We start from the raw sequence: 12,528 nt of genomic DNA on the forward strand, positions 1-12,528 counted from the left end.
CGTCCTGGGATCCCGCCGGCGGCCGGGGGCGAGCCGGCCCGGAATCCGAAGGCGCATGACGCGCCTCCGGTTCGGAGACTTGGTTCAGGCCGGGCTGAGCTCGCCGGCGCGGGCGAGCAACGCGCCGATCGCATTGTCGGCGGCCACGCGCCATTCGGCGAAGGCGGCCTGCTGCGTCGCGACCTCCTTGCGCAGGCCGGCGGCGTGGCGCCTGACCTCGACGGGCGACACCGAGCCCTCGGAGGCCCGCGTCTCGATAAAATTGCGACCGTCGAGCATGCGACGCAGCGCGGCATCGTCGAGGTCGATCTCGACGCCGGCAACCTCGCGCCCGGCCGCAGCCAGGAGCCGCGCCTCGACCGTATGCGGCGTCTGCCGGAGCTCCAGCGCCTGTCGAACAAAGACCGCGACGATGTTGTGAGCGCTGCGGAAGCTGATGTCGTGGCGGCGAACCAGCTCATCGGCCAGATGGCTGGTGGTGCTCCAGTAGGCGTCGGAATTTACCGCCATGCGCTCCTTATGGACGGTGATGGTGCGGACGACCTCGTCCATGAGGCGGATCGAGCCGTAGGTCACCTCGGCGAAGCGACCGAAGACGTCGTCGGCGAAGGTGAAGTCGAGATCCGTGGAGAAGGCCGGGCGCTGGCAGGCCATGACCGTCGCGAGCCAGCCCGCAGCCTGACCACCGACCGATTTGACGCGTTCGAGCGCGTGCGGATTCTTCTTCTGCGGCATGATCGAGCTGGTGCCGGCGAGTCCGTCGGCGACTTCGACATAGCCGAACTCGAACGAACTCCAGAGATAGAGGTCGGTGGCGAGGCGGCCGAGATTGGCCGCCAGGATCGAAAGCGCTGCCGTCACCTCCTCGATATGGTCGCGGGCGAACTCGCCGGCGTCGCAGGAGTTGACCACGATACCGCCATGGCCCAGCAGCTCGGCGGTGCGGCGGCGGTCGATCGGCCAGGAGGTGCCGGCATTGGCGGCGCCACCCAGCGCCGACAGGTTGACGCGCGGATAGACGTCGCGCAGGCGCTGGAGGTCACGAGCGAGGATCGAGGCATGCCGGAGCAGATAATGCCCGAAGGTCCAGGGCTGGGCATGCTGGAGATGGGTATAGCCCGGCATGAGCGTGTCGGCATGGCTTTCGGCCTGGCCGATGATCGACGAGACCAGGCCGAGCAGCGGCTCCGCCAGGTCCAGGATCAGTTCGCGCTGGAACAGCCGCTCGGCAGCTGCGTCCTGGTCGTTCCGGCTGCGCCCGGTCTGCAGGAAGCCGGCTATGTCCTCGCCGACCTCGTGGCCGAGCCAGTGCTCGACATGGACGAGAAAGGAATTCGAGTTGTCGAGCCACGGGAACTCGTCGACGCTCATGGCATGGATCGCCCGCAGACCGGAGAGCAGCCTGGCGCCCCGCTCGCGTGACAGGATGCCGGTCTCCACCAGCATCACGGCGTGGGCGAGGTCGACCCGGGTATAGCTTCGGTAGAGCCGCCTGAGGCGCGGGAACTGGGTCTTCTCGTCGAACTCGACCAGAACGTCGTTCCTCGCGCCTAGCCGGGCGATCTCCAGGAAGACATCGTTATTCTGCGGTGCCGTCATCACGGTCTCCTTGCTTCGCCGTTCCTCGTCTTGCGGGCTGGGCCGTTTCTTGCTGTGGCTGGCGACGGCAAGCTCTCGCCGGAAACCGCGCTAGATCGCCGGCTCCGGGGATGGCGGCCGCCGCAAGGCCTGGATCGGGAGCCGGCGCGACAAAAACCATCTACCTTATTGCTGGTATCCTGTATACGGGATTCTAAAAATGCGATTGACTAATTGACACAGTTTAAAAGTATCCTGTATCCAAGAATGACGAGCGATTGGAGATCGGAAGCATGTCGATCACGATGCCGAACGAGGTGGATACCGACGACCTCGTCGCCGCCATGAAGCGCCTGCTCAAGGTCAGCGCGCGGATGTACATGCACCTCGCCAAGGCCACGATCACCCGCTTCGGCCGGGAAGGCGAGATGACGATCCGGCTCGGCCTGAGGGCCTACGGCCTCTGGCGCGGCACCGAGATGCGCCAGGCCCACCAGGCGATGGGCCTCGAGATCAACATGAAAAACCTGATCGGCTGCTGGGACAATGCCAGCACCTACATCGTCAAGGATGCGATGGAGGAAGGTGGCACTTACCTGCCTTACGACACCCGCTTCGACGTGCACTACTGCCCCGCTGCCGAAGCCTGGCAGGACGCCGAATTCTTCCAGTGGGGCCACATGTACTGCGACGAGTTCCACCAGGCTTGTGCGGCGGCCTACCACCCGGACGGGAACGTGGTCATTCCGCAGAATCTGATGAAAGGCGACGACCACTGCCATTTCCAGTGGATCATGCCGCCCAATGCGGCCGCTCTGCCCGAGACGGATCCCACGGAGCTCGGCCGGCGACTGGCGCGGGACTATGAGGCCTATTCGCCGGTCGAGGCGGCATGGCTTTCGCTCAAGCGCAGCAACCGCCTCGTCGGAGGGCGCTTCTACGTGCATGCGCGCGCCATCATCGAACGCCATGGCGAGGCCGGACGCGAAGTCATCATCGAGGCGCTGCGAGCCTGGGGCTCCGAGCGCGGGAGGCTCCTGGCGAAAGAGCACGCCGAGAATGGCATCGCCCCCAGCATCGAAAGCTTCATCCGCGAGCACGATCTGCCGGCCCGCTTCGTCTGGAACCACAAGGCCAGCAGCAGCCCCGACAGCGCCGTCATCGAGATCATCGACACACCGCAGGATCAGGCCTGGGCCGATCTCGACGCGCTGGACCTCGGCCAGCTTTGGTATTCCGCGGCCTATCCGGCCATGGCGGAAGCCTATCTGGAGGGCCTGTCGGCGAACTGGGTACCGCCGCGTCCAACCGAGGGAGCGGCCGGGCGCATCGAACTCAAACTGTCATAAAAAACAGAAGGGGACGGCAATGATCACGCGAAAGGACTTTCTCGCCCTGTTCGGCGGCGGCGCAGCAGCCGCGCTCGGCGGCCTTCCGATCCTCGGAGCCTCGGCTCAGAGCTCCGGCATTCTCAAGGTCAGCTTCCGTTCGGCGCTGGTGCGCCTCGACCCCGCCTTCACCGTATCGAGCGACGAGTATGTCGCGACGCAGACCATCTATGACAACCTGACGCGCCTCGACGAGAACCTGAAACCGATCCCGGGCGTCGCCAGTTCCTGGGAGAGCCCTGACGGCGGGAAGACCTGGATCTTCAAGCTGCGCTCGGGCGTGCGCTTCCATCATGGCCGTGCTCTCGACGCCGAGGATGTGGTGTTCAGCATCAAGCGCGTGCTCGACCCCAAGGCAGGCTCGCCGGGGCGGCGCGCCATCGGTCCGATCAAGGACGTGACGGCGGAGGATGCCTCGACCGTCAAATTCGTGCTCGAAGGACCGTTCGCCGACTTCCCGGCGATCATGACCGGAACTTTCTCACGCATCGTCCCGAGGGACGCCAGTGAGAACCTGAACCAGAAGCCGGTCGGCTCCGGTCCGTTCAAGTACAAGGAATGGGTGCCCGGCCAGCATCTCAAGCTGGTCCGGAACGAAGAATACTGGATGGAAGGCCTGCCGAAGCTCAACGAGGTCTGGCTCGTCAGCTATCCGGCCCAGGCGGCCGAGCAGTCTGCCCTGTCTTCGGGCGAGACCCAGATGATGTGGGACGTGCCGAGCAGCCTGATTCCGGTGGTGGGCAAGCTGCCTAACGTTCAGCTCACCGAGATCCCGAGCACCTCCTTCCAGCCGATCGTGATGCGCAGCGATCGCCCGCCCTTCAACGACTCGCGGGTACGCCGCGCCGTGAAGCATGCGATCAACCGCGAGGCGGTGATGCGCTTCGTGCTGCAGGGCCGCGGGGTCGTGGCACAGGACACGCCCGTGCCGCCGTCGAGCGCCATGCGCTCGGACGCCAAGGCACCGGCCTATGACGTCGCCAAGGCCAAGGCCTTGATGAAGGAGGCCGGACACGAAGCCGGCTTTCAGGTGCGGCTCTTCGCCTCCAATGAGCGCTCCGGCTGCATCGAGACCGCGCAGGTGATCAAGCCGATGCTGGAAGCGATCGGCATCAAGGTCGAGATCCAGCAGGTGCCGTGGGATCGCTTCAACGCCGAGGTCTGGAAGAAGGAAACCTTCTTCGTCAGCAACTGGGTCGGCCGGCCGACCACCGACGAGCAGCTCTATCCTTATTTCCACAGCTCCGGCTCGTGGAACGAGTACAACTACTCGAACCCTGAGCTCGACAAGCTTCTCGACGCGGCACGAAGCGATCTCGATATGGAGTCGCGCAAGGCCAAGTATGCAAAGGTCCAGGAGATTCTGGCCTTCGACGGCCCGGCCGTCATCCCCTATTTCGCCAACTACGCCACGGCGCGCGCCAAGACCGTCCAGAATCTGCCGGTCAGCCCGCTGAAATGGGTCGACTTCCGCGAAGCCCGGCTGTCCTGACCATGGCCGCTTCGGGCGCCCGCTCCCCCGGCGGCCATGTGTTCCTGCACATGGCCGCAACGCGCGTCCTCTGGGCGCTCGCAACGCTGGTCTTCACCTCCGTGCTGGTCTTTGCGGCAACCCAGCTCATGCCGGGCAATGTCGCGCACCTGATCCTCGGCCAGTTTGCCTCCCAGGAAGCGATCGAGGCGCTGCAGACCAAGCTCGGGCTCGACCGGCCGGCCATCGTCCAGTTCTTCAGCTGGGCTGGTGGCATCCTGCGGGGCGATTTTGGGGAATCCCCACGCATGAACCTGCCGATCGGGCCGATCCTGCTCGAGCGGCTGAAGCTGTCGCTGACGCTCGCGGCGATGTCGCTGGCGCTCGTCTTCGTGATCGGCGTCGGGCTCGGCACATTGGCGGCGCTGAAGCGCGGCCGGCCCACCGACCGGCTGCTGTCGAGCCTGTCGCTGGTCGGCATCTCGATGCCGGAATTCGTTACCGGCAGCGTGCTTATCCTGGCCTTCGCCGGCATCCTGCCGGTCTCGGGCTATGCGTCGCCGAGCGACGGCATCGGCCGCTGGCTCGCCCACATGATCCTGCCTGTACTGAGCCTGACCTTCATCATGCTGGCGCATGTCATGCGCACCGCACGGGTCTCGATGATCGAGGCTCTGGCGGCTCCCTATGTCCGCACAGCCGTGCTGAAGGGGATGCCGCGGCGAACGGTGGTGTTCAAGCATGCGCTGCGCAACGCGCTGCTGCCGACGCTCACCGTGCTCGGCATCAATGTCGGCTATCTGATCGGCGGCGTCGTCGTGGTCGAGCTGGTGTTTTCCTATCCTGGCCTCGGCCGCCTGACGATCTTCGCCGTCCAGAACCGCGACATCCCGTTGATCCAGGCCTGCACGCTGACCATGGCGGCAGTCTACATCATCGCGAGCTTCCTGACCGACATGGCCTATCTCATCCTCAATCCCAGGCTGCGGACGGCGCGATGACCAGGCGCCCATCCCTCCTGCACGGAACGGATCTCGGCCTGCTCATCGGCGGCAGCCTGATCGCCATCCTGGGCGCCGTCGTCTTCCTGGCCCCAACCGTGCTCGGCATCGACGGCGAGGCGATGGCGATCGACGCGATCCTGTCGCCCCCGACCGCCGAACACTGGCTCGGCACCGACCAGCTCGGCCGTGACATCCTCGCCCGGACCCTGATCGGCGGCCGCTCGACACTGTCGCTGGCCGCCGCAGCGACCGTGCTCGGCGTCGGTATCGGCGCCCTGATCGGCATGGTGGCGGGCTACAAAGGCGGCCTGCTCGACGAACTGCTGATGCGGCTGGGCGACGCCGTCATGGCCCTGCCCTCGTTGATCCTCGCCATGCTCGTGATGGTCGCAGTCGGCAGCGGGCCGGCGGCGATCCTGATGGCGATCATCCTGATCTTCGCCCCGCGCGCCGCCCGCATCACTCGCAGCGTCGTGCTCAACGTCGTAAACTTGGAGTTCGTTTCCGCCGCGAGCGTGATCGGCGAGAGCCAGGTTTCAGTGATCTTTCGCGAGATCCTGCCGAACATCTGGCCGAACCTGCTGGTCGAGGCCTGTCTTCGCTTCTCTTACGCCATCCTGATCATCAGCGCGCTCGGCTATCTCGGCATCGGCCTGCAGCCGCCGACGCCCGATTGGGGTCTGATGATCTCGGAAGCCGCGTCCTATGTCACCGCCGCGCCGTGGATGCTGTTCGGTCCGGCCGGGGCGATCGTGCTCTCCGTCGTCAGCGTCAATCTGGTCGGTGATTTCCTGCAGGAATGGATCGGGCTGCGCATGCGCCGGGCGGTGTCCCATGTCTGAGCCCGCAACGACTGAAACCGTGCTGAGCATCGACCAGCTGAACATCACCTACGATCTCGGCGCCCTCCGGATCAAAGCGGTGCAGGAGCTGTCGCTGACCCTGCGGGCCGGCGAAATCCTCGGCCTGGTCGGCGAATCCGGCTCGGGCAAGAGCAGCCTCGGCTACGCCGTGCTCGGTCATCTCGGCAGTGCCGGCAAAGCGACCGGCGGGCTGCGCTTCCGTGGCGAGGACCTGCTCTCCCTCTCCCCGGTCGAATGGGCCCGCCTGCGCGGGCGGCGGATCGGCATGGTCTATCAGGAGCCGCAGACGGCCCTGAACCCGGCCTATACCGTCGGCGAGCAGATCGCAGAAGGGCTGCGCCACCATTTCAGCCTGGCGCGCACCGCCGCCAGGGAGCGTGCCCTGGACTGGTTGAAGCAGGTGCATCTGCCCGATCCCGAGCGGATCTACGAGCGCTATCCCCACCAGCTTTCCGGCGGACAGCTTCAGCGGGCGGTGATCGCCATGGCGTTCGCCCTCGAGCCCGAATTGCTGATCATGGACGAGCCGACCACCGGGCTCGACGTCACCACCCAGGCGGTGATCCTCGATCTGGTGCGCGATCTGCGGGCCAAGACGGGGGTGGCGATCCTCTATGTCAGCCATGACCTCGGCGTCGTCGCCGACATTTGCGATCGCGTGCTCGTCCTGTATCGCGGGCGCATGGTCGAGGAAGGCGACGCCGCGGCCGTGCTCCGGCAACCGCGCGAGCCCTATACGCAGCGCCTCGTCGCCGCGATCCCCGATCTCTACCGGCGCCACAGCTTCGAGCCGATCCGCGCCGAAGCGGAAGCCGGGGGCGCCGAGATCCTGATCGAACCGCCTTCCGAACGACGCTATCTGCCACCGGCACCGACCGAACGCCCGGCAGCAACAGCGATCCTCGACATTCGCGAGTTGCAACGGGTCTATCGCAGCCGCGGCAACGCCACCGTCGCCTGCAAGGATGTCTCCTTCGACATCCGCCGTGGTGAATGCGTCGCTTTGATCGGCGAGAGCGGCTCGGGCAAGAGCACGGTCGCCAAATGCGTGCTCGGGCTGGAAAAGCCTGATGGCGGCGCCATCGTCTTCGATGGCGCGCCCTGTCCCAAAGGTGTCCACGACCGACCACTGTCCCTGCGGCGGCGGCTGCAGATCGTCTTCCAGAACCCGGATGGATCGCTCAATGGTCGCCGCACGGTGGGCGAGACGCTCTGCCGGCCGCTGCTGATCCATGGGCGGGCGCGATCCACGGCCGAGGCCGGCGCTCTGGCGCGCGAGTTGCTCACCAGCGTCGACCTGCCCCACGCCTTTTTCGAGCGCTATCCGCACGAACTGAGCGGCGGACAGAAGCAGCGGGTGGCGATCGCTCGGGCGCTCGCCACCGAGCCGGACCTGATCGTCTGCGACGAAGCCGTCTCGGCGCTCGATGTGTCCGTGCAGGGCACGATCCTCGATCTCTGCCGCAGGCTACAGGCCGAGCGCGGCCTGGCCTTTCTCTTCATCACCCACGACCTGGGCGTCGTCCGGCAGATCGCCGACCGGGCCGTCGTGATGCTGAAGGGCGAAATCTGCCATGCCGGCGGCGTCGAGTCGCTGTTCGAGGACGACGCGCACCCTTATGTGAAGGCGCTGCTCGCTGCAGTCCCCGGCAAGACGCTGGACGCTCTCCCGCAAGGCCGAACTGCCCCCCAGTTCGTTCTGAGCGAGTGAGCGGCGACCATGCCACAGGCCACGCTCCCGCCCCTGGACCTGCCCGAATGCCGCTTCGATTTCTCAAGGCGGAGCGTTCTCGTAACCGGGGCGAGCCGCGGCATCGGCTATGCGATTGCCGAGGCATTTGCGCGATCCGGCGCAGCGGTCACTGTGCTGGCCGAGGACGGCGCGGTCCATGAAGCGGCCGGCCGTCTTGCGGCCGCAACCGGCTCGGAGGTACGCAGCGCCGTCGCCGACATCACGGACCGGGTACAGCTCACGCAGGCCCTGAGCGGGCTCGCCGGCCTCGACGTGCTGATCAACAATGCCGGTCTCGAGCTCTTGACCCCGGTCGAGCAGGAGGTCTCCGGCGCCTTCCAGCGCATTGTCGACATCAATATCTGCGGCACCTTCGCTGCGACACAGGCCTGCCTGCCACTGTTCGGAGCGAATGGCGGGGCGATCGTCAACACCGCCTCGATCTGGGGCAGAACAGCCGAGGCGGGATTTTCGGCCTATGTCGCGTCGAAGCACGCCTGCATCGGCCTGACCCGCACCCTCGCTAAGGAGCTGGCGCCGCGCCGCATCCGGGTGAACGCCGTCTGCCCCGGCTGGGTCCGGACCGGTGCCGCGATGCGCTCGCTTGCCCGCATGTCGCAGGAGAGCGGGCGTCCGCAAGACGAGCTGCTCGCCGAGATCGTCGCCAAGCAGGTCCTGCCGGGGCTGATGGAGCCGGATGATGTCGCCGAGACTTATCTGTTCCTGGCCTCGCGAGCGGCCCGCAACATGACCGGCCAGGCCCTGATGGTCGATCGCGGAGAGGTCATGTGCTGAACCCGATCAGAACACCCCGCTCGAACGGCCCGCCTGGAGGACGATGACGATGAGCAGCGACGCGAACGCCACGCCGCGCAACAGCTACGAGACCGGTCGCCTGAACCTGCCCTTCGTCGGCATCTGCACCTTCGGCAAATGGCCCTATCACGCCGACTGGAACAGCATCGACGCCGATGTCGCCGTGCTTGGCGCGCCCTTCGATTTCGGTACGCAGTGGCGCGCCGGCGCCCGCCTGGGGCCACGCTCGATCCGCGAGGCATCGACGCTGTTCGCCTTCGGCCATGGCGGCGCCTACGACCATGAGGACGATGTCGTCTACCTGCCGGCGGGCCTGAAGCTGGTCGATCTCGGCGACGCCGACATCATTCACACCGATACGCTGAACAGCCATGCCAACATCGAGTACGGCGTCCGCAAATGCCTCGAAGCCGGTGCGCTGCCGGTCGTGCTCGGCGGCGATCATTCGATCAACATCCCCTGCATCAACGCCTTCGAAGGCTATGGCGACCTTCATCTCGTCCAGATCGATGCGCATCTCGACTTCGTCGACGAACGTCATGGCGTTCGCTACGGCCATGGCAACCCGATGCGGCGCGCCGCCGAGAAACCCTATGTCACCGGCCTGACCCAGATCGGCATCCGCAACGTCTCGTCGACCGCCAAGGAAGGCTATGACGATGCCCGCCGGATGGGCTCCGACATCCTCTCGGTACGGCAGCTACGCAAGCTCGGCATCGAGGGCGTACTCGCGCGCATCCCGGCCGGCAAACGCTACTACGTCACCATCGATATCGACGGCTTCGACCCTTCGATCGCACCCGGCACCGGCACGCCCTCGCATGGCGGCTTCCAGTATTACGAAGTGCTCGAACTGCTCGCTGGCCTCGCCAGGCGCGGCACCGTCGTGGGCGTCGACCTCGTCGAGGTTGCGCCCGACTACGACCATACCGGCAGCACCGCGATCCTGGCCGCCCAGATCCTGATGAACTTCATCGGCCGTATCCTGCACGCCCGCGACGGGGGCGGGCGATGAGCCGGGAGCTTTCCGGCAAGCGGGCTTTGGTAACGGGCGCGGCGAGCGGTATAGGCCGCGCCTCGGCGCAGGCGCTGCAGGCCGCCGGTGCGAACGTCGTCGGCCTCGACCGGGCCGCGCCCGGCGACCTGCCCTTTGCGATCGAGCGGGCGGATCTGCGCAACGAGGAGGAGATCATCGCCGGCACGGCGCACGCGGCCGAGCGGCTGGGCGGAATCGACATCCTCGTCAACGCTGCCGGCATCATGCGCGAAGCCCCGCTGGCCGCAGTCTCTGCGGCCGATATCGACCTGCATCTCTCGGTCAATCTCCGCGGCCTCATTCTGGTGACGCGAGAGGCGCTGAAGTGGCTCGGGACAGGTGGGCGGATCGTCAACCTATCCTCCGAACTCGCGACGCTCGGCCGGCAGAACGCCTCGGTCTATGTCGCGACCAAGGCAGCGGTCATCGGCCTGACCCGGTCCTGGGCCAGGGAGCTCGCCCCGGGCCTCCTGGTCAATGCCGTCGCCCCCGGCCCGACCGACACACCACTGCTCGGCTTCGACCAGATGACACCTGAACAGCAGGCGCTGGAGCTCGCCCACCCACTCGCCCGCCTCGGCCAGCCGGAGGAGATCGCCGCCGCGGTGGTCTTCCTCTGCGGGCCCGGCGCGAGCTTCATGACCGGGCATTGCCTGTCGGTGAATGGCGGAGCGGCGATGACATGACGAGGCCCGCGCGATGATCAGCAACCCGATCCCCTGGCCGAACGGCGCGAAATGCGCGGCCTGCCTGACCTTCGACATGGATGCCGACAGCCTGATCCATGTCGACCATCCCAATGACGGCCATCGCCGCGTCTCGGCGATCTCGATGCTGCGCTACGGGCCGACGGTGGCGATCCCGCGCATCGTCGAGACCTATCGCCGGCTCGGCCTGCGCCAGACCTTCTTCATCCCGGCCTGGTGCATGGAGCAATACCCGGAAGCTGTCGAGGCGATCCTCTCCGGCGGCAACGAGATCGCCCATCACAGCTACATCCACGAGAACCCGGTGGCGCAGACACGGGCCGACGAGGCGCATTGGCTCGACGCCGGGCTTGAGGTGCATCTGCGGATGACGGGTCGGCGCCCGCGCGGCTGGCGCGCGCCGCTCTACAACTTCTCTGCGGATTCGCTCGATCTGCTGCTCGAGCGCGGCTTCCACTACGACGCCTCGCTGATGGGCGACGACATTCCCTATGTGATCGAAAGCCGCGCCAATGGCGGCCGACTGATCGAAATGCCGAGCCATTGGGGGATGGATGACTGGCCGCAATATGTGCAGTCGATGGACCTCAACTACATGATGCCGATCCGGGCGCCGCGGCACGGTTTCGAGATCTTCCGGCAGGAATTCGAGATCGCCAAGCTCTATGGCGCGCTCTGGGTTCCGGTGATCCATCCCTTCGCCACCGGCCGCTTGGCGCGCTGGCACGTCTTTGCCGAGTTCCTGGAGGCTCAGCTGAAGACGGGGGAGGTCTGGTTCGCGCCGCTCGAGGAGATCGCCGCCTATGTGAAGGGGCTGATCGACAAGGGACTCCACACGCCGCGCATCGAAAAGCTGCCGCAATATGCCGAGCCGATCGGGCGCGTCCTCCCGCGAGCCAGCCCGCGCTAGAAACGGAGAGGTCGGATCTGAAGTGATCCGACCTTCGCCTTCCCTTGGCGGGTCACAGCGCCGCCTATATATCCGCCTTCCAACGCCCGCAGATCGAGCTTTTGACCCGCCAATGCCCGCAGACGCTTTCCAGTTGCCGACGGTCCAGGTGGAAGTGCCGCAGATCTACGCGCGAAGCGTCGCGCCGATCATCGAGGAAGCGATCATCTATGGCGAGCTTCCGGACGGCGCCAGGCTGACCGAGGAGGAAATCTGCCAGAAGATGGGCGTCAGCCGCTCACCGGTCCGCGAGGCCCTGCGACTGCTCGAACGCGACGGCCTGGTCGAGCGCGAGCCACGGCGCGGCGTTCGGGTCTCGGCGCTCACCGTCGCCGAGCTGGATCAGCTCTATGTCTGCCGGATCTCGCTCGAATCGATGGCCGCACGACTCGCTGCCCAGACGGCGACGAACAAGGAGATCAAGGCGATCAGCGCCGCCCATCAGGCCTGCATCAAGGCGCTCGACCGCGACGACGTCCGCGAGCATTTCCGGGTCAATGTCGAGATGAGCCAGAAGCTCTTCGCCGCTTCGCACAACCGGCCGCTGATCCGACTTCTAGGCACCATTCACAAGCAGGCGCTCCGCTATCGCTTCCTGGCCTATAACCGCTCGCGGACCGCGCGCGAGAACTCGGTCAGGGCGAACGAAAACCTCGTGAAGGCGCTGCTCGACCGTGACGAGGAGAAGGCCGCGCAGATGGCCCGCGCCAGCATCGAGGGCACGCACGAATTCATCAAGCAGTGCCTGCTGGAACGAAACCTGGCCTGACGTCGCTCCGATGTGGCCGTCGCGAACAAGCCAGAACAGGGATACCTGACGACGTCGCGTGGCCGGCTTTTGCGATGCGGTAGGGCCAAAAACTAATGTCAGAGACTTCGCCGCGCCAATGGACTAAGCCGCTCTCGCGGCAGGGCGCTGCGGCACGGTCATCGCTGAGATTTCGCCTGTGAGGCGCTGCATCCGAGGATTTCGGGGTCGTTTCC

Annotated in this window: 11 protein-coding genes; 10 read left to right on the forward strand and 1 reads right to left on the reverse strand. The window is 66.1% G+C overall.

Annotated elements, in window-relative coordinates; all coding sequences use genetic code 11:
• Positions 1-84: 84 nt before the first annotated feature.
• Entirely contained in the window at positions 85-1,599 is a 1,515-nt protein-coding gene (gene argH, locus ACWGRX_RS24835; RefSeq protein WP_452119727.1) for an argininosuccinate lyase, read from the reverse strand.
• 272 nt (positions 1,600-1,871) lie between these two features.
• On the opposite strand from argH, the gene ACWGRX_RS24840 reads away from it, so the two are divergent.
• From ACWGRX_RS24840 to ACWGRX_RS24885, 10 genes are all read left to right on the forward strand, one after another.
• Positions 1,872-2,927 carry an L-2-amino-thiazoline-4-carboxylic acid hydrolase gene (locus ACWGRX_RS24840; RefSeq protein ID WP_452119728.1) on the forward strand — a complete coding sequence of 352 codons (1,056 nt, stop codon included), beginning with the start codon at positions 1,872-1,874 and terminating at the stop codon, positions 2,925-2,927.
• 19 nt (positions 2,928-2,946) lie between these two features.
• On the forward strand, positions 2,947-4,458 hold the full coding sequence (locus tag ACWGRX_RS24845; protein WP_452119729.1) for an ABC transporter substrate-binding protein: 1,512 nt from the start codon (positions 2,947-2,949) through the stop codon (positions 4,456-4,458).
• Between the two features lie 2 nt (positions 4,459-4,460).
• Positions 4,461-5,438: an ABC transporter permease gene (locus ACWGRX_RS24850; RefSeq protein WP_452119730.1), complete on the forward strand. Its 978-nt coding sequence runs from the start codon at positions 4,461-4,463 to the stop codon at positions 5,436-5,438.
• Complete coding sequence (locus tag ACWGRX_RS24855; protein WP_452119731.1) at positions 5,435-6,283, forward strand: ABC transporter permease; 849 nt, start codon at positions 5,435-5,437, stop codon at positions 6,281-6,283. The genes ACWGRX_RS24850 and ACWGRX_RS24855 overlap by 4 nt, the downstream gene beginning before the upstream one ends.
• Positions 6,276-8,015 carry a dipeptide ABC transporter ATP-binding protein gene (locus tag ACWGRX_RS24860; protein WP_452119732.1) on the forward strand — a complete coding sequence of 580 codons (1,740 nt, stop codon included), beginning with the start codon at positions 6,276-6,278 and terminating at the stop codon, positions 8,013-8,015. Before ACWGRX_RS24855 ends, ACWGRX_RS24860 begins: the two co-directional genes overlap by 8 nt.
• Before the next feature lie 9 nt (positions 8,016-8,024).
• Positions 8,025-8,831 carry an SDR family NAD(P)-dependent oxidoreductase gene (locus ACWGRX_RS24865; protein ID WP_452119733.1) on the forward strand — a complete coding sequence of 269 codons (807 nt, stop codon included), beginning with the start codon at positions 8,025-8,027 and terminating at the stop codon, positions 8,829-8,831.
• Positions 8,832-8,880: 49 nt separating this feature from the next.
• Positions 8,881-9,867 carry an agmatinase gene (speB, locus tag ACWGRX_RS24870; protein ID WP_452119734.1) on the forward strand — a complete coding sequence of 329 codons (987 nt, stop codon included), beginning with the start codon at positions 8,881-8,883 and terminating at the stop codon, positions 9,865-9,867.
• Complete coding sequence (locus tag ACWGRX_RS24875; protein WP_452119735.1) at positions 9,864-10,574, forward strand: SDR family NAD(P)-dependent oxidoreductase; 711 nt, start codon at positions 9,864-9,866, stop codon at positions 10,572-10,574. Before speB ends, ACWGRX_RS24875 begins: the two co-directional genes overlap by 4 nt.
• Before the next feature lie 13 nt (positions 10,575-10,587).
• Positions 10,588-11,505, forward strand: coding sequence for a polysaccharide deacetylase family protein (locus ACWGRX_RS24880; protein WP_452119736.1), 918 nt, complete (start codon positions 10,588-10,590; stop codon positions 11,503-11,505).
• A gap of 112 nt (positions 11,506-11,617) precedes the next feature.
• Positions 11,618-12,313, forward strand: a complete 696-nt coding sequence (locus tag ACWGRX_RS24885) for a GntR family transcriptional regulator (RefSeq protein WP_452119737.1) — start codon at positions 11,618-11,620, stop codon at positions 12,311-12,313.
• Positions 12,314-12,528 lie beyond the last annotated feature (215 nt).

It is taken from the genome of Allobosea sp. NPDC055594, assembly GCF_053618995.1.

Coding starts and splice junctions, on each gene's coding strand:
- argH (WP_452119727.1), bottom strand. CDS start 1,599: ATGACGGCACCGCAGAATAACGATGTCTTCCTGGAGATCGCCCGGCTA.
- ACWGRX_RS24885 (WP_452119737.1), top strand. CDS start 11,618: ATGCCCGCAGACGCTTTCCAGTTGCCGACGGTCCAGGTGGAAGTGCCG.
- speB (WP_452119734.1), top strand. CDS start 8,881: ATGAGCAGCGACGCGAACGCCACGCCGCGCAACAGCTACGAGACCGGT.
- ACWGRX_RS24845 (WP_452119729.1), top strand. CDS start 2,947: ATGATCACGCGAAAGGACTTTCTCGCCCTGTTCGGCGGCGGCGCAGCA.
- ACWGRX_RS24865 (WP_452119733.1), top strand. CDS start 8,025: ATGCCACAGGCCACGCTCCCGCCCCTGGACCTGCCCGAATGCCGCTTC.
- ACWGRX_RS24840 (WP_452119728.1), top strand. CDS start 1,872: ATGTCGATCACGATGCCGAACGAGGTGGATACCGACGACCTCGTCGCC.
- ACWGRX_RS24850 (WP_452119730.1), top strand. CDS start 4,461: ATGGCCGCTTCGGGCGCCCGCTCCCCCGGCGGCCATGTGTTCCTGCAC.
- ACWGRX_RS24880 (WP_452119736.1), top strand. CDS start 10,588: ATGATCAGCAACCCGATCCCCTGGCCGAACGGCGCGAAATGCGCGGCC.
- ACWGRX_RS24860 (WP_452119732.1), top strand. CDS start 6,276: ATGTCTGAGCCCGCAACGACTGAAACCGTGCTGAGCATCGACCAGCTG.
- ACWGRX_RS24875 (WP_452119735.1), top strand. CDS start 9,864: ATGAGCCGGGAGCTTTCCGGCAAGCGGGCTTTGGTAACGGGCGCGGCG.
- ACWGRX_RS24855 (WP_452119731.1), top strand. CDS start 5,435: ATGACCAGGCGCCCATCCCTCCTGCACGGAACGGATCTCGGCCTGCTC.